The 20,456-nt window shown below is 58.3% G+C and carries 21 protein-coding genes and 1 tRNA gene; 3 read left to right on the forward strand and 19 right to left on the reverse strand.

The genetic code is table 11. The annotated features are described in order from the left end of the window. Window positions 1-24 precede the first annotated feature (24 nt). From SynM161_RS02180 to SynM161_RS02205, 6 genes are all read right to left on the reverse strand, one after another. Window positions 25-909: a phycobilisome linker polypeptide gene (locus SynM161_RS02180; protein WP_186541854.1), complete on the reverse strand. Its 885-nt coding sequence runs from the start codon at window positions 907-909 to the stop codon at window positions 25-27. 150 nt (window positions 910-1,059) lie between these two features. Next, window positions 1,060-1,755, reverse strand: coding sequence for a pentapeptide repeat-containing protein (locus SynM161_RS02185; protein WP_255441867.1), 696 nt, complete (start codon window positions 1,753-1,755; stop codon window positions 1,060-1,062). Window positions 1,756-1,760: 5 nt separating this feature from the next. Further along, window positions 1,761-2,519, reverse strand: coding sequence for a phycobilisome rod-core linker polypeptide (locus SynM161_RS02190; RefSeq protein WP_115010521.1), 759 nt, complete (start codon window positions 2,517-2,519; stop codon window positions 1,761-1,763). Between the two features lie 72 nt (window positions 2,520-2,591). After that, window positions 2,592-3,167, reverse strand: coding sequence for a phycobilisome polypeptide (locus SynM161_RS02195; protein WP_186541855.1), 576 nt, complete (start codon window positions 3,165-3,167; stop codon window positions 2,592-2,594). After that, entirely contained in the window at window positions 3,164-3,589 is a 426-nt protein-coding gene (locus tag SynM161_RS02200; RefSeq protein WP_186541856.1) for a hypothetical protein, read from the reverse strand. Before SynM161_RS02200 ends, SynM161_RS02195 begins: the two co-directional genes overlap by 4 nt. Window positions 3,590-3,698: 109 nt before the next feature. Continuing rightward, a complete protein-coding gene (locus SynM161_RS02205; protein WP_115010524.1) occupies window positions 3,699-4,355 on the reverse strand; it encodes a TVP38/TMEM64 family protein in 657 nt (218 codons plus the stop codon). A 119-nt stretch (window positions 4,356-4,474) separates the two neighbouring features. Here SynM161_RS02205 and SynM161_RS02210 point away from each other — a divergent pair, with 119 nt between their 5' ends. Next, entirely contained in the window at window positions 4,475-4,912 is a 438-nt protein-coding gene (locus SynM161_RS02210) for a hypothetical protein (RefSeq protein ID WP_255441868.1), read from the forward strand. On the opposite strand, the gene SynM161_RS02215 is transcribed toward SynM161_RS02210, so the two are convergent. Then, window positions 4,913-5,152: a hypothetical protein gene (locus tag SynM161_RS02215; protein ID WP_114987387.1), complete on the reverse strand. Its 240-nt coding sequence runs from the start codon at window positions 5,150-5,152 to the stop codon at window positions 4,913-4,915. A 215-nt stretch (window positions 5,153-5,367) separates the two neighbouring features. On the opposite strand from SynM161_RS02215, the gene SynM161_RS02220 reads away from it, so the two are divergent. Further along, window positions 5,368-6,795, forward strand: coding sequence for a hypothetical protein (locus SynM161_RS02220; protein ID WP_186541858.1), 1,428 nt, complete (start codon window positions 5,368-5,370; stop codon window positions 6,793-6,795). Window positions 6,796-8,596: 1,801 nt separating this feature from the next. Here the strand turns inward: SynM161_RS02220 and SynM161_RS02225 are convergent. Further along, complete coding sequence (locus tag SynM161_RS02225) at window positions 8,597-9,028, reverse strand: hypothetical protein (RefSeq protein WP_186541859.1); 432 nt, start codon at window positions 9,026-9,028, stop codon at window positions 8,597-8,599. Window positions 9,029-9,566: 538 nt separating this feature from the next. Next, window positions 9,567-10,148, reverse strand: coding sequence for a recombinase family protein (locus SynM161_RS02230; protein ID WP_186541860.1), 582 nt, complete (start codon window positions 10,146-10,148; stop codon window positions 9,567-9,569). A gap of 202 nt (window positions 10,149-10,350) precedes the next feature. On the opposite strand from SynM161_RS02230, the gene SynM161_RS02235 reads away from it, so the two are divergent. After that, a complete protein-coding gene (locus tag SynM161_RS02235) occupies window positions 10,351-10,596 on the forward strand; it encodes a DUF1651 domain-containing protein (protein ID WP_186541861.1) in 246 nt (81 codons plus the stop codon). A 1,518-nt stretch (window positions 10,597-12,114) separates the two neighbouring features. Here SynM161_RS02235 and SynM161_RS02240 read toward each other — a convergent pair. The 10 genes from SynM161_RS02240 to psbB form a co-directional block, all read right to left on the reverse strand. Beyond that, window positions 12,115-12,187: transfer RNA gene (locus tag SynM161_RS02240), tRNA-Phe, on the reverse strand. 30 nt (window positions 12,188-12,217) lie between these two features. Continuing rightward, on the reverse strand, window positions 12,218-12,862 hold the full coding sequence (locus SynM161_RS02245) for a ComF family protein (protein WP_255441869.1): 645 nt from the start codon (window positions 12,860-12,862) through the stop codon (window positions 12,218-12,220). Between the two features lie 54 nt (window positions 12,863-12,916). Next, on the reverse strand, window positions 12,917-13,192 hold the full coding sequence (locus SynM161_RS02250; RefSeq protein ID WP_011363472.1) for a DUF2470 domain-containing protein: 276 nt from the start codon (window positions 13,190-13,192) through the stop codon (window positions 12,917-12,919). A gap of 180 nt (window positions 13,193-13,372) precedes the next feature. After that, window positions 13,373-14,611, reverse strand: a complete 1,239-nt coding sequence (locus SynM161_RS02255) for an FGGY-family carbohydrate kinase (RefSeq protein WP_186541862.1) — start codon at window positions 14,609-14,611, stop codon at window positions 13,373-13,375. A gap of 4 nt (window positions 14,612-14,615) precedes the next feature. Next, a complete protein-coding gene (gene metK / locus SynM161_RS02260) occupies window positions 14,616-15,851 on the reverse strand; it encodes a methionine adenosyltransferase (RefSeq protein WP_186541863.1) in 1,236 nt (411 codons plus the stop codon). 23 nt (window positions 15,852-15,874) lie between these two features. Next, window positions 15,875-16,648, reverse strand: coding sequence for an HAD family hydrolase (locus SynM161_RS02265; protein WP_186541864.1), 774 nt, complete (start codon window positions 16,646-16,648; stop codon window positions 15,875-15,877). A gap of 5 nt (window positions 16,649-16,653) precedes the next feature. After that, complete coding sequence (locus SynM161_RS02270; protein WP_186541865.1) at window positions 16,654-17,745, reverse strand: 30S ribosomal protein S1; 1,092 nt, start codon at window positions 17,743-17,745, stop codon at window positions 16,654-16,656. Window positions 17,746-17,906: 161 nt separating this feature from the next. Further along, on the reverse strand, window positions 17,907-18,389 hold the full coding sequence (nrdR, locus tag SynM161_RS02275) for a transcriptional regulator NrdR (protein ID WP_186542393.1): 483 nt from the start codon (window positions 18,387-18,389) through the stop codon (window positions 17,907-17,909). Window positions 18,390-18,602: 213 nt separating this feature from the next. Next, window positions 18,603-18,698 carry a photosystem II reaction center protein T gene (locus SynM161_RS02280; RefSeq protein ID WP_011128841.1) on the reverse strand — a complete coding sequence of 32 codons (96 nt, stop codon included), beginning with the start codon at window positions 18,696-18,698 and terminating at the stop codon, window positions 18,603-18,605. A gap of 21 nt (window positions 18,699-18,719) precedes the next feature. Beyond that, on the reverse strand, window positions 18,720-20,279 hold the full coding sequence (gene psbB / locus SynM161_RS02285; RefSeq protein WP_186541866.1) for a photosystem II chlorophyll-binding protein CP47: 1,560 nt from the start codon (window positions 20,277-20,279) through the stop codon (window positions 18,720-18,722). Window positions 20,280-20,456: the final 177 nt, after the last annotated feature.

A 20,456-nucleotide genomic window follows, 5' to 3' on the forward strand; every position in this document is an offset into this window, starting at 1 on the left:
CCGCCTGCTGAACAGGAAGCAGCGTCAGTTCACGGGAGTGATGCTGGCGATCTTGCCGCCTTCGGCATGGATGCGTTTGAACTGCTCAGAGAGCTTGTCGAAGGGCACGAAGTACACCCGGTTGGAGCGGGTGTAGCGGGAGATCCGGCGCACGTTGTTGGCGCTGTAGCCGGTGACTTCCACCCTGTAGGTCTTGCCCTGTTCGCCTGCACCCACGCCATGGCGGGTGGGGGCGTCCTGCAGGTTCTTGGAGGGACGGAAGCTCCAGCCGGTGGCTTCGATGGAGGAGGGGGGAACCACCGCCATCGGACGGTTCTGGTAGGCGTTGCCGCCGAGCTTGCTGCTGATCCCGGAAAGATCGCCTTTCAGGCTGCTGCTGCTGTTACCGCGCAGAAGCTGGAAGCTCCAGGTGAATTCCTGCAGGGTGGTGCAGGATTCGGTCTTCCAGCCCCGCTGGAAGGGAACGGTCCATTCGCCGAACGTGTCCTGGTAGTCGGAGCAATCCAAGAAGCTGTCGATGTCGGCTTCGTAGCCGTGGCTGTCGAGCCGTTCGGCGTGAGCACGCATCTCATCGAAGTCCACCGGGGCGCGACCCAGCAGGTGGCGGAAGGCCAGCTCGATGTAGCGGTAGCGGGAGCAGGCGTCGAAGAAGCGATCGCGGTACAGCTCGCTCTTGGCGATGCGGCGCACCAGCTCTCTCACGCTGATCTCACCCAGCTTGAACTGGGATTCGGCGACGAGCTGTCGCTCGCTCTCCATCACGTAGGCATTTCCCAGCACCTGCTTGTAGACGGCGCGGATGATTTGTTCCTTCTTGGCGTCGTCATCACCAGGGATGAGTTCAAGAGGAGCTTCGCTCTCTTGCGAGAAACGCTCGACCCCGAGAAGAGAGGCAGGACCGAAGGGCATGGACAACCTGACGTGTGCGTCACGCCATGGTCATTCAGAAGTGGTGGCCTGGAACGGGTTCTTTATAAAGCTCAATCAAATGTGTCCGAATGTTGCGTGACATGACGATTCGGTCCCTGGTGTTCGGGTGGTGGATCGGCGTAATCCGCTTCAGGACAGGGATTCGAGGCTGTCGCGGGTCGTGCTCCGCGTCAGGGCGTTCCAACAGTCGAGTTCTTCGAAGGAGCGGGCCAGAAGCGCATCACGCTGCCCGCTCAGCCCAGTCGTGAGCGAGAAATCGGCGCCTTTGATCGATTCCGCGCTCTCCAGGCCTGCCTCGGAGAGGTCAGCACCACGAAAGTCGGTGAAATCCAGCTGGCATGTGCCAAAGCGGGCCCCACGGCACATGGCGCCTCGCAGGATCGCGTGGCGGAGATCCGATCCCACCAGGCGAACGTTGTCCAGCAGGGCGCCACTCAGGTCAGCCCCACTCAGATAGGCCCCCATCAGCACGGCACCGCGTAGATCCATCCCCCGCAGATCGGTGCTGTTCAAGAAGACGCCACTCAGCTTGGCTTTGGGGCCAACGGCCCCGCTGCTGAGCAGATCAAAGCCCTCCGGCACGCGGGTGCTGGCGTCGTAGCGCGCCAGGCGCAGGTCGGCTCCTTCCAGCTGGCAGCTGGAGAGGTCGGCGCCCCTGAGATCAGCGCGACAGAGGTTGGCGCCCCGCAGGTCGCCCTTTTCAACGGTCACCCCCCTCCAATCGGCGCCCCGGGCATCAACCGCGCCATCCAGGGACCCTGAGGCCAGGGTTTGTTCCGGCGGCTGCCAGCTGTCCAGATTCAGGGGGGTGGAAAGCGCCGTCAAGGAAATCAGCTGCGAAGCATCGAGAAGGCGATGGTAAGGACCACACGGCCCAGCTCGAATCCGCCGACAACAGCCAGGCCCAGCCAGAGCTTGAGGGCGAAGGCAGGAGGTTGGCCATTGACCCAGGCCGATGACATCTCCAGCTGCTGCATCTGAGCGGCCTGGTCGCTGGGAGCTCGATCCTGCAAGGCATCGCGCCAGTCGGCCCCGTAGCGCGGGAATTGCTGGTAAATCGGGGTCTCGCCCAGGGATCGACCCGGCAACACCCGCGAGCGTTGCTGAGGAACCAGGTCGTAGCCGAAGCTCTCCATGTATTCAGGGCTGTCGAGCACCGCGTCGACAAAGGCTGTGAAGCCCTTTTCGCCGATCACGATCGACCAGGCGCGGCGTTCGGCGTCGCCATGGGTCGGGCGGCCGAGCACCCGTCCCACCACCTGATCCACCATCCGGTAGTTGGAGCTGCACTGGTAATAGCCCTGCTGGAAGCGTTCCGAGAGCAGCAGGCCTCGGATGAAATCCCGCACCGTGATGTTGCCGCTGCGGAGTTGTGATTCCAGGAATGGTTCGCGATCACTGCGCATTGCATGGAAGAAGACCTGGCGGTAGGCCTGTTCGATCACGGCATCCATGTCGCTGCGGTTGGTGTCGTCACCTGCAGCAGAGGAGGGATAGAGCTGGCTCTGAACGGTGCTGTTGTCTCCGGCGAGATTGCTCACCCGACCGTTCTGCGTGCTGAGCGGGTACCCAAGGAGCGGGATGGCCATGGCGTGCGCCGTGAGTAGAAATACTTGCCGGAAATCTTCCCTTGAACAAACCGTTTTCAGGCCAGCCGCTTATCAGCTCTTAACTGCAGTTTTGTTGAGCTGATCTCTCAGGTGTTGGAAGCAGTCGCTGATCAGCTGCTGTTCGTTCGATCGTGAGACCCCTTCCAGCCCAAGCTTTTTGAGCTGAACGAGGGCGATGTTCATCCCCTCGATGGGCACGTTCATTCGTCTGTACAGCTCTCTCAGGGCGGCCATGCCGCTCGGGTTTGTAAAGCAGCTCTGGTTGCAGGCCACCGCGTAGATGACCACGCGTAGAAAGTTCCAGCAGTCCCGCCAGCAGGCCTCTGCCCTGTCCTGAGGGTGAAGAGCTCCGCCCGGTTGCACCAGATGCGGTTGGGTTGCAAGCAGCTGTGCCCGGGCCTGGTTCACCAGGTGATCCGATCGTTGGATCAGGCTGCTGGGGAGCGACTGATCAATGCCGGAGGCCTGGCAGATCGTGGCGAGCTCCTCACTCGTGAGCTGGCGTTGGGCTTGATCAGCACGCTCAAGAATGCGGCGTGTGGCCTGCGGCAAATCTTGGTTGAGGCTCAGCCCTTGAACCTGGGCGGTCTGCACCAGGGTTTTGAAGTCGGTGTTTTGAAGGTTCAAGGTTTAACGCTGGCCACCGGTGTGGCAATCAGCCAGCCGTGGCGTTCCAGGTAAAAAGCCCACACCAGGTCGTCCCCCAGGCCAGGACAACGGCTGATGGCTGCTTCCGTGAGTTCAGTTGGTACCCCCAACTGCGTTAACAGCCAGCCGACGGCGTCTGGGCTTGATGCCGTCGCTGTGCGGATGGCAGATCCCACCACCCAGGTCAGGCGGGTGTCCTTGAGGTCTCCATTGCTTTCTTCGCAAGCCAGCAGAAGGTTGGCCGCCGTGGTGTGTTGATCAAATGTCTCCTGCCAGAGCGCGATGTTTTCATCTCGGAGGTTGATCCGAAAACAACCGTCTCCCACCGGTAGATCCAGCTCACCGCTGCTGCCGGCCTGGTTCTGCAGGGTGGCAATTCTCGGATCTGCCAGTGCGCTCATCGAGAAACGCCGATCAACTCGAATGTAACCAGTGTCCAGGAATTTCCTCGACCCAGTCAGCGGTTCGTGGGAATCGACATGGATCGGCTGTCATCCCCCAGGGCTCCTGTCAGGAGTGGGTGTTGGAGGGCGCCTCTGAGGATTTCTTTTTCAGCACACCGGTGATGGTGGCTAGAGCAAACATTGCCAGCAGAGCCAAGCCCAAGGTAAGGCTGGCGCCCTGAGCGGCGCCTGCTCCGACGGCCACGAGGATCGAATCGCTGATCAGCACGCTGATCAGCAGTGCCGGAGCGAATAGACGCCAGTGGGTGCGGCTGATTCCGATCGCATAGCTGAGGAAATCAAACAGCCCGGTCATCAGCAGGCCTGTCATCAAGAAGAAGTTGCCCTCAAGCTGGTTCTTGCTGAAGCCATCGATGCGTTTCATCGCGCTTGCCCCCACCAGACGGCTCACCGGTCCGCGTCCCCAGCGGCGGGCAATGAAGAAAGCCGCGCTGCAGAACACCAGGTCCGAAAGGATGATCGTGAGGTAGCCCGCTTTGAAGCCCAGCAGCGAGCCGGCCAGGAGGGAATACACCGAACTGGGCAGCGCTGGCAGGATGATGCTCACGCCCCGCAGCAGGAACAGGCCGAGTGGGGCCCAGATGCCCATGTCATTCACGGCGCTTTGCAGCGGTGCGATGCCGTATCGCTGCAGATAAACGACGGCAACAATGAAGATGGCGATCCAGGCGCTGACCTTCAGCCCCGTCTTCAGCCTGGACATCTCTTCAACCGCTCGAAAGCCCTGGGGAATGTAGGCCAGTCGTGGCTTTTCCCAGAGCCGTGGACACGAAGCTCAGCATCGATACCATCAGCGAAATTTCTCAACACGAGGCCAGCCCGGTGACCACCACCTCCCCGCGCACCGCGTTCGAGCAACAGCTGTGCACCCATCTGCTCAGTCTCAGTGAGGTGGTGGAAACGCTGGCGGATCGGTTGATGGAGCTGGAGACGCGGTTGGTCGCCGTTGAGGGCCAGCAGCTGGAAGATGCGGAGATCGCCGCGGTCAGTGATGACGCCGGTGAACTGCTCCTGGCCAGCGAAGAAAAGGTGCGGATGCTTCGGGATCGTCTGAGCCCAGGCGAGGTGGTGGAGCTTCACGCTGATTCCCACGCCGAGGAGGCCTCAGCAGAGCACGATCACGACACTCCAGAAGCTCCTGAAATGGAGATGGGGGGGATAGATGACGACCGAGTCGAGGATGAGGCCTTCAGTGATGAGCCCCTCAGCGATGACACGGAATATGTGGATGATCCCCAGATCGATTTGCTCTCCGCCTGATCAGGCCAGTTCCAGCAACCTGATCCGGAAGGCAGCCACCTGGCGTGCCATGTCTGGGGAACTGATCAGGAAGGGGTGATCAGCCATCGCCTCGAGCACGGCTTCGAGATGCTCTTCCTGGCTGAGTTCAGCCTTGTTGCTGCTTCGCAGTTGCTTCCAGGTGCGGTCAAACACCATGGCAAAACTGTCCGCGTTATCGAAAACCCGATCTGTGCCTGCATCTGGAGAGATGAATGACACGGCAGTTTTGGCATCAATGTGATGCCAGGACCCAGATTTGAACTGGGGGCGTTGCGACAATTTGCCCCTTTAAGCGCTCAATCTGTATAGCAGCGATACTAAAAATGCCCTTTTTGGGCGTTTTTGCTTGCTGCTCCCATACCGCTCCCATACCATCGGGATGATTTGCGGTAGGTCCGAACCACTCCTGGAAGGTGTTTCGGTAGGGGAACTCTATGGGACGGTCGCTGCCACAGGAATGGATAGACGGCACCCTTCACACCCTCAACGTGGTGCGCGACCTGGGGGGCAAAGGGAACATCCCCCACACCTCTCTATCGATCGTCCGTCAGAAACCCAGCGCGAACAGCAGAAAGACCAAGAACCTCCAGTGGCGCTTCCTGCCGGAGAAAGCAGATGACCCTCGTCCGTTTGCTGGCAAAACCAATCGGGGGCGGGGAAAGCGCATTTATATAGAAGGCACTTGCGGGACCACCGACCCCTGGGAAGCAGCAAAGGTCGCGGTTGCTGCCTCTCAAAAGAAGTGGCAGGACCTCCTCTCACAGTCCCAAGTGCGGGAAGTGGAGAAGCAACACGCTCTGTCGGTCTATTGGGAGCGTTGGTATGCCAAGGCGGAACTGGAACCACGGAACAACCGAAGTCGTTGGTTGAGCGATAAGCGGAACCTTTGGAACGGGACCACAGGCATAGGCGTTCAACCCTGGGCGACGGTCAAAAGCATTCAGGCGATCACGAGCAACGACTTTTTGGAGTTCTTCCGTCTCGTCAGGGAGAACTGTGAAGCGAAGGGCAACTCAGGAGAAGAGACCAGAAGGCAATACAAGACCCTTATCCGCAACCTGTTCAAAGAGGCGAAGGCAGATTTTCCCGCTCTGTCATGCCCTGAGTTCCCTGCGATAAAGAAGAGCGTGCGTCAGAAGAGGCACTTCACCCATCAGGAGTGGGAGCAATTGGTTCGCGTTGCCGCCGAACTGTCTGGTGGTGCTGCTCGCCGGTCTCTGACGGCGGAGGAATATCGGGAACTGCCTTGGACCCCGACGAACCGTCAGAACTCACGCAACTGGGTTGATTTGTATGACGCGCTCCACTTGGAGTGGTTCTATTACCTCCGAAGTGAAGATGCTCCTCGGTTGAGAAGTGAGTGGTTCAGCGAGCAACTGACCGATGCGGGAGAACCACAAGTCATCTGCTTCCTTGAGAAAACGAAGGGTGACAGGGACAAGCACGACACCTATGCCTACCGACCAGATGCGTTGGAGAACATCCGCCGCATTCTCAAGAGGAAACCACAGGGGTGGTTGAACTTTCCCCACATCAAGAGAACGGAAGGCAGCGAAAACGAAAGCAACGTTGGAGAGACGATCAACTTCCTTCTCAAGAAGGTGTGTGAGAAGGCAGGAATCTCAACCAAAGGGATTGATTGGACTACCTGTCGCCATACCGCATTCCGGTTGACCTTGGAGGACTACCCAGAACTCGGGACCACGCAATACATCCGGGATTTTGCGGACAACGGGCATACGTCGCCAAAGATGCTGGAGGAGCGTTATTTGCGCTTTATCCAGCGTGAGAAGACAGCAGCAAAGGCGCGGGCAGCAATCACTCCAGGAAAGTGGTCGCTAATCAGCAGAAAGAAGAATTAAGAGCAATTAATTTAATTACGCTCTGGCGCCAATTAAAACTTGACTCGATATTAATTAACCTGTAGAATTACCTTTGTAGAGGTTGATGGGGAGTTTCTAGGTTCTTGTGTCCTTTATGTCTCAATTGTTACGTTAGATGTTAGTCAAACTTCTTAGATACATAACTAGGTTTGTGACCTTTGATCTCAAGGGTGTGTCTAAATAGGTTCTAAAGGGATGCAAACACACTGGAGACCATGAACGAAGTGAGTATTCCCTGAAGGGGAATGAATTAAATGTCCAAATAAATATAGTTGGGTTCTCCATTTAAGACTGCAAGAGAACTGAAAACCCGACCACGACTAGGAGGTCCCAATAAATCAACCACCAACGCAACGCCTAATTGCCCCCAGACGAACATGATGCGTAAACCAAATAGTCAGAGATTTAACATGACCTATACCAAGAGAGAAGCACCAATCTTGGTTCCAATTGAGCACAAACTTTGTTCTGAACTGGGACTTGATCGCTCTGAACTCCATAAGACGGCAATCAAGGAGTTCTGGAACCGCCGTCAGCAATCCACCTTGGCGTTGATTTGAGGTGGGTATGGCGAAGTCAGTGAAAGTCAGCGATGTCCATTACCAGATGCTTGTCGATGTCGGGAAGCGTTGGCGGATGAAACCAGATGACCTGGTGAAGGAACTGATCCAGGAGACCTACACAAACAAGACCAAGAGGAAGTGATGAATGGCATTCACAAGAGGTATTTGGATCGCACTACAAGAAGGACCTTCGATAGGTCCACGGAGATCTACGGGCAGACGCTTTGGTGATTAAGCACCACCGATATTTGCCGTAGGCGCTTTTTTAATCACTGCCTTCCAGTGATCGAGATGTAATTACATCAAACTCCTGAAGAAGAGCGTACGCATCCTCGAACCGCTCAGCATCTCTGAGTTCTTGGACCTTGTGATTCCACCAGATTCCAGTGTCGATAATTGCTTGGAGTTGTTCAGGTGAGGGGTTAAACCCTGATCCTCCAGACATAAAAGTCCTTCTGATTTCACGGAAGAGTATCTGCTGAGAGAAGAAAAGCAAGTAAATGAGGATAAAGGAAGATTTACCTATGGATCTAATCTTTGGGATGGATATGATCGGTTTCTTCTGCTTAATTTTGGGTCCTGTGCTGCCTCCAGAGGAGGTGCATTCATAAGAGGTATTGGACCACTCCCAATGTTGAATTTAAGAGATCTGAAGGAGTTGGATTAGGTCTGATAATTCGTCTATCTGAGCAGGTTGTTTGTCCCTGTTATCAACAAAGGTCACCTCATACCCCTCGTAGTTCTTCATTAAATCCAGTTCGACGACGTCTCCGTTCAGGAACATCCGTACGTTGATCCCCCAGTCAGCGCACTGAACCAGGAGTGACTCCACCTTGTCCTCCTTCAAGTCGGTTAGGAGAGAGCGGATGGTTTCTTCGGTTTGCGCTGCGTCCATTGGTCCCTCGGGTGTCAGGGAATATCCGCGGAGTCTGAATCCAGAGGCAGGGGACTGGAGTTCATAGTCGTTCCGTCTGCCCCTTTTGACTCCTTTTCTGCTCTGGTCAATCTCTCCACCAGGTTCAGGGTGTCGTGAGGGGACAAATCACCGTCATCGCCCCACTTGAGACTGGAAAGGTCAGGCGGGCACATGAGGGGTAAGGCAACTATGTGCGCAACCTAAGGACGTGAGATCCCTGTTGTGCCAATGCTCCCCGAAGATTCATGGAAGAAATGCTGAATTGAGTGTCCTTGCGATACCGAACTGGTTGGGGATGGTTTTAACCGCGCAGAACCCGACCACCCAGGCATTGCGCAGAGATGGTCCAGAACCCCGCCGCTGCTTTCAGGAGTTCTCGATTTGGAGCGAACTCCTCTGTTCGCCAAAAAAAGAGCGCATTGTCTAACCCAACAAAAATCACTCGATTGACGTCCTGGGGTTTGGGGACTCGCTTGTGTGGGTTCCATACAAGGTCGTTCTCAAACAGCAGAGCAGTGCCTGAATTGGCGGCGTCCTGGGTGAAGAACGACCAAGTGGTTTGGCGGTATTGCTTGGGTTTGCTGGACATAAATATTCCAAGTCGTTTGTCGTCCTGGATCAGAACTCCTCGAAGTGCAGTAGGGGTTCGCTCTTCCAATCGAATGGAAATGGTGGGGACCTCTTCGCTGATTACTTCGCAGACCAAGGGCAGTGGTACTGCACTCGCAGGCATCGCTGACAGAAGCAGAAGGAGTAACGCCCTCATTCGCTGCCCTCTTGGGATGCTCAGTACGTAAGTTGTAACCCCCACTACAACGTTCTTTACACTTCTCCACACCTTTTTCCACAGAAACTCTTAACGCCAAGATTTGCTCTGATGGTGCTCTGAGGCACAGATCCTTCCGGTCGTCAGGCGAAGACTGAGCGCCGCATCTTTTGGTTAATGAGGGATGGGCACTGGAGAGAAGGTGATCACGCACATCCCTTCAGTAGTACGCAATGTGTGATCTGCGGTAGGGCATTGCAGTTGCCTTCATCGTTTGCCCTTGATGAGGTGACTTGTACGAACTGCCGCCTAAGGCAAAAAAAAGTCGTTGAGGAGTGGGGCGACTAGTCACCTGCCAGCACCTCGTTGATTCGGTCTTCGAGCGTCCTGTCCTCATCGGCAGGAGCAATGGCATCACCAGTTGCCCTGAGTAGGTCAGCAGTTATCTGCCTCGCGTCTTGGTTGGTGAAGAGGAGGAACCCCAGACCAACACCCAAAAGAATCTTCAGCACGGCACCTCTTCCTGTTGCTGAATGATCCGACGAACCATCGATGTCGTCATCCCCATTACTGACGCGATGGTTCCGTATCCATCTCCTCTCTGGCGCATCTCCACCACTGCTGCCGCCTGTTGTGGCGTGTAGTTCCTCTTCCTGCCGAACTTCACCCCTCTGTTCTTGGCGACTTCTCTGCCTTCGGCAGTGCGTTTTTTGATGCCCTTGAGTTCCATTTCAGCGGCGTAACCCATTACGCCCACCACCAACTTCACCAACTCCTCAGGCATCGAGGCAGTGTCCAGGCGTCCATCCAGGGTCTTGATCGCCACCCCGCGTTCGATCAGACCGTTGACCTGAACAAGCATTTCGACCATTGAGCGCCCAAGACGATCCAGTTCGTGGATCACCAGGGTGTCCCCATCACGGAGACCGTCCAGGCACTTGCTCAGTTCAGGTCGATCTCCATAAGCGGAGGTTCCAGTGATCTGGTCCCCGTAAATCCGATCGCACCCTGCTTCCTTCAGCGACTTCTGCTGCCGCTCGCTGTCCTGCTCAGTAGTGCTGGTCCTCCAGTAACCCCAGATCGCCATGACTGCCCTGTCGAATCTCTGCTGAAATTATAGAGCAATTCGACAGGGTATTTCGACAGGGTAAGAACGTAGTTGTGATGGTTTTTCGTCTGATCTGTCGGAACTTGTAAGTTTCGACACCCATCAGGACTTCTTCCGTTTTCGCGCTTGACCAAGCCCGGTCATCCGTGACTAAAACAGATGTACTACTAACGGAGGGTTCATGGCAGAGGGTTGGTTGATCGACGCCAATGACCATTGGGTCTGGCGCTTCCACAGGGACAACTCCGCTTGGGTCAGAGATCCGAAGGTCTTCATTGACCGAGGGCGATCAATGCCTGAAGGACCACCACTGCTCAAGGAGCGTCGGTATCTGAGGAAAGATGCCGCAGAGCAGTTGTGGAAGTCACTCCAGACCCAGGGATGGAAGAAGACGACTCCCTTATGGGGTGCGACTGTCGAACCCTGAAGGTGTCTCCGCCACCTAAATCCCAATCCAGTAAAAATTGCTGCCGCTACCCATATGGCGGGTGCCTACAACCTCAAAAAGGTGTTGCCCCGCCATGTCTTACAGAGACGCCAACCACCTCAAATCAACCTTCCAGCGGGAACTTTGGAGTGAAGCGGGGACTTGGTTGCTGGAGAGGACGCAAACGCTTTGGGATGGCGGGATGCCCGATGAAGCATCGGCGCTCTATTCAGAGTTCTCCAGAGGTCCTGCTCTGGGCGAATGACTGTGTGCCTTAGGGGATACATAAAGCGGTAGTTCCGCTCATGCCCAGGTGCTCTGACCCGCCTTAGAATAGGGATGAGGTCAGAGACCGCTGAAGCAGTAAAACCAGGTCTCAACGACCTTCAGGGGGGCACCGCTTGCCCCCCTTTCAAATGCGCTCTTCTACGGATGGCAGCAGGTCCGTAGCGGGGCGAGCATCCGTTCAACCTTCTTCGGAAGGGTGAATGCGTCATCGAGGGAGGGACTAGGGAACCCTCCTTTTTCTTGGTTGCCTCACGCCAGGGACTTTTTGTCGTGACGGCGACGACCCGTAGGTATTTATTCCGTCATCTTCGGTTCGTTCCCTTCGGTGAGGGGACGATGCGTCGTACGGGGAGGGATTAGGGACCCTCCTTTTTTTTGGCAGTTCGTAAACGGCGCCCACGGCACCGCCGTTGGTTTTAAGAGGGTGTTTTCGCTGGAACGACAGCACCTTCGACGCATACGTCCCCTTTAGTGGCGGCATTCCCTGCCGCCTTTTTTATTGCTTGCGGGCGACCGAACCATGAACGGTCCTCACCACCTCTTCTGACGGTTCTCCTGCTCCTCCTTAAGAGTCCTTAGGCAAGGGAATCACTCCTCCTCATCAAGGATTCCTTGTAGAGCAAACAACTTGTCTTGCTCCTCTTCCCCGACAATCACATGGACTGATGTGCCGTCAGGTAGGGAGTAGTCCGCAGTAATAACGGCATCGGGGTGGACTCCCAAAGAGACCTTCTGACCTTCCAAAAGCATGTAGCAGTGGGAGTTCATGCCTGGAAGGGGAGTTGCTCCACATGCTTGGTGGAGATAGGAAATGGAGCACCCAAAGCACAAACAACTTCACAGGTGTTCGCAACGAACAGCACGGGTCGTTGGGGAATCTGTGTCTGACCGTCCCCTTTCTCAATGCTTACGGGGGACCGAACCATGAACGGTCGCCACTACCTCTTCTGACGGTTCTCCTACTCCTCACGGGAGAGCACCAGGAGGAAGGTGATGGGGAGAAGAACGAGAGGGCGGGACCTCTGGGGTGGGTTGGCACTCCAGGGGTCTTTTTTTGCCCTTGGGTAGGGGAAATCTGGGGACCTTTCCCCGCCCGACCGAAAGGACGTGCTCCCCTGCTGCTCCCCTACCGTTTCGGCAAAATCCAATTGGGTGCTTGAGGCACTAAAAAGGCACGTAACAACATCAGATATGGTGCTTTCACGTGCCTTTTAAGGCGTTTTCGGGAAATGCCAGGACCCAGATTTGAACTGGGGACACGGCGATTTTCAGTCGCCTGCTCTACCAACTGAGCTATCCCGGCGCGCCGCCGAAGCGACATCGGAATCTTAAATCACCGCCTGCGCTCCCTTGCGGGGGTTCGTCCCAGGCAGATCAATCCAGCCACGCGGTGGCCAGCAGCTTCAAGGGCCTGACGGGCAGCCAAAGCGGTGGACCCGGTCGTGAGGATGTCGTCAACGAGCCAGACCGAGCTGTGGGGTCCTTGATTGTCCATGGGGAAGGCCTGGAACGCCCCGATCAGGTTGGTTTGGCGTTGGCGTCTGTTCAGATGGTGTTGGCTCAACCCGGCACGGGTGCGCTGCAGCAGCTCTGCCGTCGGCCGGCCCAATCCCAGGGCCATGCGCTGCGGCAGGGGGTTGGATCGTTGCTGCTTCCAGCTTGGAATCGGCACCAGCACGGCTGTTGCAGGCAGGGTGAAGCGCTCAGGCAGCAGCTCAACCAAGGCCGCAAGCGCTTTGCCTTGGTGCTGTTGACGCAGCTTCAGCAGCAGCTGGCGCAAGTGGCCTGCGTAAGGCCCGAGAGCGCACCACGGCAAGGGCAGCAAGCCCTTGAGCCCCTCACAAGGGAGAGCAAGGGCATCGAGGCACGTGGTGCAGGGAGCCGTCGGCGGCAGTGGGCTGTCCCAAGGTCCATCGCAGATCGGGCAGCGGGGCTCGATCAGAAGGGTTTGGGCAAAGCTCAGGAGCGCGCGATGCACAGCAGGTGGGTCGCTGCAACGAGCGTTCCCCTGTTGGGCTGAATCCCTCCGAGATCAAGCGCCTTCTTTGGGCATCGCCCGCAGCATGGCCACCAAGGTGCGGTGGGCGTCTTCGCTGTCGGTGAGGGTGTGATCAAAGGCAATGCTGACGCTGGCGCCATCCACCTCCAGTTCCATGGTTTCTGCTTTTACAGACACCATGCGCGCTGCAGCGGGATTGCTGACGCCGCCGTAGTGCTTGGCGTAGGCGAGCACCGCTTCGGCATGGTCGTCGTTCATGTGTTTGCAGATCCGTGTGCTGACGGCATCAGTGAGGGGGTCTGCAGGCATTGGGATCAAACAGGTGAGTGCAATCTTTGCAGTGATCGGCTCAAGCGAAGCGCTCGATCAACAAAAGGCCGAGGCGAATACCACTGAATCCCACGTACCCGGCCAGAACGACGAAAAGGCCGATGGCCAGACCATCGCGGAGCTTGGTGGGCATGGGGGTGGGGCGTGATGCCGGAATTCTCACCCGACCAGGGCCTGTTGGGCCAGTCGCGCCACCCCTGCAGCAGGGGGAGTTTGGCAACTCGTTACGGCGCAGCCGAGGCGGCGTTCCCGCAGCCGTCGCCATTGGGGATTGCGCGCTCCACCGCCGATGCTGATGATCCGCCTGGGTGCAGCAGCACCCAGCTCGTTCAGGCGCTGCCAACCCTGCGCTTCGATCTCGGCGAGACCTTCCAGCAGTCCATGCAGATAAAGGGCATCGCTCACCGGCCGTGGTTCAAGCACCGGCAGCAGCTCTGGATCATCCACAGGGAAACGTTCCCCCGGGGCGGGAAGCGGCCGCAGGCGGAGTCCGCTGTCGGTGTTCGGGTTGATCTGGCGGCTCAGTTCGCTGAGTTGGTCGTCGCTGTAAAAACGCCGCAGCACACCGGCCCCTGCATTGGAGGCACCTCCACAGAGCCAGCGTCCCCCCACGCGATGGCTGGTGACGCCCGGGGCGTGCAGGGGCGTCTCGGTGAAGCACTTCATCACCAGGGTGGTGCCCAGCACGGTGATCCCATCTTCGGGACCGGGATCGGCGGCGAGCACGGCGGCATTGGAATCCGTTGTGCCAGCAACGACGATCAGATCGTTCTCCAGGCCCAAGGCCTTGGCCTGCTCCGGTGCGATCGTCCCGAGAATGCTGCCGCTAGGACGGATTTCAGGCAGTGCCTGCCGCCAGGGCTGTTCGGCAAAACGGTCTGGCCAGCTGTTCGTGATCAGATCCCAACCCAGGCGCAGGTTGTTGCCTTCTTCTCCCCAGCGCCAATCGTTCAACAGCCATCCGCTGATCCAGTCGGCCTGATGCCGCAGCAGGATCGCCTCGCCATGGCAGTTGAGGAGCCGCAAGGCCCGGGCCAAGCTGCCGCTGCAGCTGGCGGCCGGACTACCGGGATCCACCAAAGGCTGCAGGGCTGACTGCAGCTCAGGGCAGCTCTGGGAGTAGGCCAGTGCTTTCCCCAGTGGGGAACCATCGCGATCACAGGCCAGCAGCGTGCCGGAGGTGCCATCCACGGCGAGTGCTTGCAGCCGGGATCGCAGCTGGGCTGGGATTGCCCTGATCAGATCCCCACAGCCTTCGCGCCAGCTGTGGGGGTTGGCGAAGTCTCCGCCGTAGGCCTGGGATCGGCTGTCGAGAACCGCGCCGTTAGCGGCAACAACGGCTGTGCGGATTCCGCTGGTGCCCAGGTCGATTCCGAGCACCAGCGGTGAATCCGTCATGGCTTCAGGCCGCGGCGACCTGCTTCAGCTCCTGGCTTTTCGCTGTCACGTCTTCCCAGGGGGCGTTGAGGTCGTTGCGCCCGAAATGGCCGTAAGCCGCAGTGTCCTGATAGAAACGGCCGCCCCGTTGCTGGGGCAGGTTGCGCAGGCCGAAGGTCTCGATGATGGCGCCGGGGCGCAGATCGAAGTGCTCCTGCACTAAGGCGGTGAGCGCATCGTTGGCCAGTGCGCTGGTGCCGAAGGATTCCACCAGGATCGAAACGGGCTTGGCCACGCCGATGGCGTAGCTCAGCTGCACTTCGGCCCGTTCGGCGAGCCCTGCGGCCACAAGGCACTTGGCCACGTAGCGCGCGGCGTAGGCGGCCGAACGGTCCACTTTGGTGGGGTCCTTGCCGGAGAAAGCACCACCGCCGTGGCGGGCATAGCCGCCGTAGGTGTCCACGATGATCTTGCGGCCGGTGAGACCGGCATCGCCCTGAGGGCCGCCCACCACGAACTTGCCGGTGGGGTTCACCAGATACTTGGTGGCCTCGCGGGAGGGCTTGAGGGCCAGATCGGCGGTCGCCGGCTCCACCACATGGGTCCAGAGGTCTTCGGTGATGCGCTCGCGGATGCCCTGCTCATCACTGATCCCGTCCACTTCAGCGGTGTGCTGGGTGGAGATCAGGATCGTGTCGATCGAGACGGGCTTGGCGTTTTCGTAGACGACGCTCACCTGGGTTTTGCCATCGGGAAGCAGGTAACCCAGGGTTCCGTTGTGGCGCACTTCGGCCAGGCGGCGCGACAGCCTGTGGGCCAGGCTGATCGGCAACGGCATCAGCTCGGGCGTCTCGTTGCAGGCGTAGCCGAACATGATTCCCTGGTCGCCGGCTCCCACCAGATCAAGGGGATCACCGGCGTGGTCGTCGGCCTCGTTCACGCCCTGGGCGATGTCGGGGGACTGTTGGTCGAGGGCCACCAGCACCGCACAGCTGTTGGCATCGAAGCCACCGGCCCGGGCGCCGCTATAACCGATCTCCTTGATCACGTTGCGCACCAGGTGGATGAAATCCACCTGCGCCTTGGAGGTCACCTCACCGGTGATCATGCAGAGGCCGGTGTTCACAACGGTCTCGCAGGCCACACGGCTGGCGGGATCCTGGGCCAGCAGAGCATCCAGAACGGCGTCGCTCACCTGGTCGCAGATCTTGTCGGGATGCCCTTCGGTTACGGACTCAGACGTAAAGACGTAACGGCTCATTCGGCGCTCCAGATCGGGCGACTTTACGAGTTGGTGCTTACGGAGAGGTGATCCCAGCTGTGGAGGAGATGCTGGGCTGATGGCAGTTCCGGAGCACGCTTCCAGCCATCGGTGAAGCCGATCACGCCGCCGATACCGGCTTCGAGGGCCATCTGAAGGTCGGTCTCCGCATCGCCAACCAAGGCACACCGTTGGGGTGGCAGGCCAAGCCTGTCGCACAGCTCCAGAACAGCCTGTGGATCGGGTTTGCGCGGATGGTCATCAGCACTCCAGATGCCAGCAACGCCTGCGCCGAGCTGATGGTGACCCAGGAAGTCTTCAATGCCTGAATGGGTGTCGTTGCTGATCACAGCAGCGATGACGCCCTGCTGGTGCAGGTTCCGCAGCAGTTGCCCAGCCCCGTTGATCAACGGGCTTGGGGTTGTGTCGATCAGGCCCTCCTGGTCAACTGCGTCGAAGCAGGTGTGGGCCAGGGAGAGAGCCTGGGGCCATGAGCAGCCCAACAGGCAGAACACCGTTGCAGTCGAGGCGATGTTGTCCTGCCTGGAGGCAACCGCCAGTGTTCCGCCGGGATCGAGCATGCCGTGGTCAACACCAAACGCTCTGCTCAGGGTGTGGCTCAGCTCAGAGGGGTTCATCGCAGGTGCTTGTTCCTTAGCAACCTTGACGGCTTTGTTGATGCGTGCGTCTGCTAAGGCCAGCAGATGCGGCTCGCTATGGGAAAGGGTGCCGTCCTTATCGAACAGCACCCCTTGGAAATTGCCGATGGGATGTCCCTTCAGCAGCAGTTGGGCCATCAGGCTCAGATCATCATGGAGCTGATCGGATCTTCGCCCTCTTCGGCCTGCTCCATCAGCATCTGCTTGTAGCGAGCAGCCATTTCCTCGGCTTTTTCGAACACCTTCTGGGGGTCGGTCAGCATGTCGCCGGGTTCGGGCTCAAGAGCCTTCGTGGACAACGAAATCCGGCCGCGCTCGGCATCCAGATCGATGATCATCACTTTCATCTGATCATTCACGTTCAGCACCGAGTGGGGGGTCTCGATGTGCTCGTGGCTGATCTCGGAAATGTGCAGCAGACCGCTCACACCACCGATGTCGATGAAGGCGCCGTAGGGCTTGATGCCGCGGACGGTACCCACCACAACTTCGCCCACTTCCAGGCGATTCATCTTCCGCTCCACCAGGGCGCGGCGGTGGCTGAGCACCAGGCGGTTGCGCTCTTCGTCCACCTCGAGGAACTTCAGAGGCAGGAAGTCGGCAACCAGTTCTTCCTTCGGCTTGCGGGTGCTGATGTGGGATCCGGGGATGAAGCCCCGCAGACCTTCAACACGTACCAAGGCACCACCACGGTTGGTGGCAAACACTTCGGAGTAGATGGTGGCGTCTTCCTTCTGGAGCTGGCGGACCCGCTCCCATGCCCGCTGGTATTCGATCCGACGGATCGACAGCGCCAGCTGACCATCCTCGTTCTCCTCACTCATGATGAAGAACTCACGGATTTCGCCGGGGGCGAGCACGTCGCTCAGACCCTCGACCCGGTTGATCGACACCTCTTGCAGAGGCATGAAGGCAGCCGTCTTGGCGCCGATGTCGATCATGGCGCCCTTCGATTCCAGGGCGAAGACCGTGCCGTTGACGATGTCGCCAGGCTTGAAGTTGTAGTCGTACTTGCTGAGGAGAGCCGCGAACTCATCCAGGGTGAATCCGGCGTCGTCCAGGCTGCGGCTGGCGGCGCGGCTGCTTGGATCATCCGCGGTGGGGACGTCTTCAGGAATGCTCAGATCCTCACCTTCAAACGCCTGTTCGGCGGCGGCGGTTTCTGCAGAGGCTTCTGTGGCGTTCGCGTCCTGAACCTGATCCTGGATCTGATCTTCTGTCGGAGTCGCAGACATGGGGGGCTGGCGGTCTACCTCAGGTGGGTAGTTCGAAAAAAATCGCATGGAACGCCCGCCGACGTTTCACGGAGAACTACTGACTTTACAGACCGGACCGACGGCGTTTTCAGCGCAGCGATGCTGCGCATTGCTTCAACGATCCGATTCAGTGCACTAGTTCAACGAACTGTGGCCAGATGGTTCTGTTCCTGATCGGCGTTCATTGTTTCCAGGGTCGACACGAAGTCGTCAATCCCACGGAACTGGCGGTAGACGGATGCGAACCGGATGTAGGCCACTTCGCTGATCTGTTTGAGATCCCTCAGCACGAATTCACCGATCTCGGTGCTGCTCACTTCCTTGCCGGTGCGTTGCTGAAGTTTCAGTTCGAGTTCTTCCACGAGGGATTCGAGCCGAGAGGTGTCCAAGCCCGTTTTCTCGCAAGCCCGATTCAAGCCGTGCAGCAACTTGCTGCGACTGAAGATTTCCCGGTTGCCGTTGCGTTTGATCACCGTGATCGGAACGGTCTCCACCCGTTCATAGGTGGTGAAGCGAAATTCACAGTTGAGGCATTCACGCCGTCGTCTCACGCTGCGTCCACCATCCGCTGCCCTGGATTCGAGAACGCGACTATCTGTGTTTTGGCAGGAGGGGCACTGCATCCCCGATGGCATCTATTAGTTGCACCAACTGTAGACACTGATTTGAGACTTGAGAAGGGCCTTGTGGACATCAGTCTCATTTGAGGATTGCGTCCACGGCTGTTGCTGACGTGAGACTGCTGTGATCCGCTCGCACAGACGAGACCGGCTTGCGACGGTGGGTGATGGAAAGCATGAAAAAACCCCGCCGAGGCGGGGTTTTGGGAGATCAAATCACTTACCGATTTTCGGCGGATCGCGGAAGGCGATTGCGAAGAAGAGGGTGGCAATCGCAAGGGTAAGGATGAGGACGTAAGCGAAGCTTTCCATCGTGTTGTTCCTAGAGGGCGATCAGTTGAGGGGAGTTCCAGCGGGGGGAACGTAGCCCTCGGGCAGGCGACGGGTGGACTTGTCGCCCAGTTTTTGGAACAGGCCGAATTCCACCTGATCGCCGAGGTCGGGATCAATACCAGCGAACACGTCGCGGTACAGGGTGCGGGCACCGTGCCAGATGTGGCCGAAGAAGAACAGCAGCGCGAAGGTGGCGTGGCCAAAGGTGAACCAGCCGCGTGGCGAGCTGCGGAACGTGCCGTCAGAGTTGTAGGTCTCACGGTCGAAGTCGAAGGCTTCACCCAGCTGAGCCTTACGGGCGAGACGCTTCACGTCGGCAGGGTCAGTGAAGGTCTGGCCATCCAGTGCTCCACCGAACACCTTGGCGGTCACGCCCTGTTGTTCGAAGGAGAACTTTGCTTCCGCACGACGGTAGGGAATGTCGGCACGGACGATGCCTTGCTCGTCTTGCAGAACGACAGGGAAGTTTTCGAAGAAGTTCGGCAGACGGCGGACTTCGAGGTTGCGACCTTCTTTGTCGCTGAATGCGATGTGACCAACCCAAGCGGTTGCCAGACCATCACCGTTCACCATCGGACCCACACGGAACAGACCGCCCTTGGCAGGGCTGTTGCCGACGTAGTCGTAGAAGGCGAGCTTCTCAGGGATGGCCTCGAAGGCTTCTTCCTGGGTAGCGCCATCGTCCATCGCGGTTTGTACGCGACGGTTGATCTCAGTCTTGAAGTAGCTCTGATCCCACTGGTAACGGGTGGGGCCAAACAGCTCGACAGGAGTCGCAGCAGAGCCGTACCACATGGTTCCAGCCACGATGAAAGCGGCGAAGAACACAGCTGCGATGGCGCTGGCCAGAACGGTTTCGATGTTGCCCATCCGGAGCGCTTTGTAGAGACGCTCGGGCGGACGCGTGGTGATGTGGAAGATGCCGGCAATGATGCCGACGATGCCAGCAGCAATGTGGTGGGCAACGATTCCACCGGGATTGAAGGGGTTGAAACCTTCGGGTCCCCAAGACGGTTGAACCGCCTCTAGATGACCGGTAAGTGCATAAGGGTCAGAGATCCACATTCCTGGACCGAAGACGCCAGTGAGGTGGAAAGCGCCGAAGCCGAAGCAGCCGAGTCCAGCGAGAAGCAGGTGGATGCCGAAGATCTTCGGCAGGTCGAGAGCAGGCTCGCCGGTGCGCGGGTCCTGCCAGATCTCAAGATCCCAGTAGGTCCAGTGCCAGATGGCGGCCAGCATCATCAGGCCGGAGAAAACGATGTGAGCGGCAGCGACGCCCTCGAAACTCCAGAAGCCGGGATCAACACCCGTTTCACCGGTGATGCTCCATCCACCCCAGCTGCCAGTCACGCCCAGGCGGGACATGAAAGGCATCACGAACATGCCCTGACGCCACATCGGGTTCAGGACAGGATCAGACGGATCGAAAATGGCCAGCTCATAGAGAGCCATGGAGCCGGCCCAGCCGGCTACGAGGGCTGTATGCATGAGGTGCACAGCCAGAAGGCGGCCCGGGTCATTAATGACAACGGTGTGCACCCGATACCAGGGCAATCCCATGGGTCAGGTTCGGGGGACAAGACTGCTTATGCAGTCAGACATGGGCGATCGTAAGGGCTTCAGTCCATAGGGCGGGGGAAAAGTGACCTGCCCGCAACGGTCAGTGACATGAAAGTCTGGACCCTGCTGTTCACAAAACGCAATGCTTCAGCCCATGATGGGGATTGGTTGCTTGTG

This window comes from Synechococcus sp. M16.1 (assembly GCF_014279895.1).
Classification (GTDB): domain Bacteria; phylum Cyanobacteriota; class Cyanobacteriia; order PCC-6307; family Cyanobiaceae; genus Parasynechococcus.

Excerpts from the sequence above, each read along its gene's own strand:
- SynM161_RS02180 (WP_186541854.1), bottom strand. The coding sequence starts at position 909 with ATGCCCTTCGGTCCTGCCTCTCTTCTCGGGGTCGAGCGTTTCTCGCAA.
- metK (WP_186541863.1), bottom strand. The coding sequence starts at position 15,851 with ATGAGCCGTTACGTCTTTACGTCTGAGTCCGTAACCGAAGGGCATCCC.
- SynM161_RS02230 (WP_186541860.1), bottom strand. The coding sequence starts at position 10,148 with ATGGCGATCTGGGGTTACTGGAGGACCAGCACTACTGAGCAGGACAGC.
- SynM161_RS02250 (WP_011363472.1), bottom strand. The coding sequence starts at position 13,192 with ATGCCTGCAGACCCCCTCACTGATGCCGTCAGCACACGGATCTGCAAA.
- nrdR (WP_186542393.1), bottom strand. The coding sequence starts at position 18,389 with ATGCAGTGCCCCTCCTGCCAAAACACAGATAGTCGCGTTCTCGAATCC.
- SynM161_RS02235 (WP_186541861.1), top strand. The coding sequence starts at position 10,351 with ATGGCAGAGGGTTGGTTGATCGACGCCAATGACCATTGGGTCTGGCGC.
- SynM161_RS02225 (WP_186541859.1), bottom strand. The coding sequence starts at position 9,028 with ATGCCTGCGAGTGCAGTACCACTGCCCTTGGTCTGCGAAGTAATCAGC.
- SynM161_RS02265 (WP_186541864.1), bottom strand. The coding sequence starts at position 16,648 with ATGGCCCAACTGCTGCTGAAGGGACATCCCATCGGCAATTTCCAAGGG.
- SynM161_RS02280 (WP_011128841.1), bottom strand. The coding sequence starts at position 18,698 with ATGGAAAGCTTCGCTTACGTCCTCATCCTTACCCTTGCGATTGCCACC.
- psbB (WP_186541866.1), bottom strand. The coding sequence starts at position 20,279 with ATGGGATTGCCCTGGTATCGGGTGCACACCGTTGTCATTAATGACCCG.
- SynM161_RS02205 (WP_115010524.1), bottom strand. The coding sequence starts at position 4,355 with ATGTCCAGGCTGAAGACGGGGCTGAAGGTCAGCGCCTGGATCGCCATC.
- SynM161_RS02220 (WP_186541858.1), top strand. The coding sequence starts at position 5,368 with ATGGGACGGTCGCTGCCACAGGAATGGATAGACGGCACCCTTCACACC.
- SynM161_RS02200 (WP_186541856.1), bottom strand. The coding sequence starts at position 3,589 with ATGAGCGCACTGGCAGATCCGAGAATTGCCACCCTGCAGAACCAGGCC.
- SynM161_RS02190 (WP_115010521.1), bottom strand. The coding sequence starts at position 2,519 with ATGGCCATCCCGCTCCTTGGGTACCCGCTCAGCACGCAGAACGGTCGG.
- SynM161_RS02255 (WP_186541862.1), bottom strand. The coding sequence starts at position 14,611 with ATGACGGATTCACCGCTGGTGCTCGGAATCGACCTGGGCACCAGCGGA.
- SynM161_RS02270 (WP_186541865.1), bottom strand. The coding sequence starts at position 17,745 with ATGTCTGCGACTCCGACAGAAGATCAGATCCAGGATCAGGTTCAGGAC.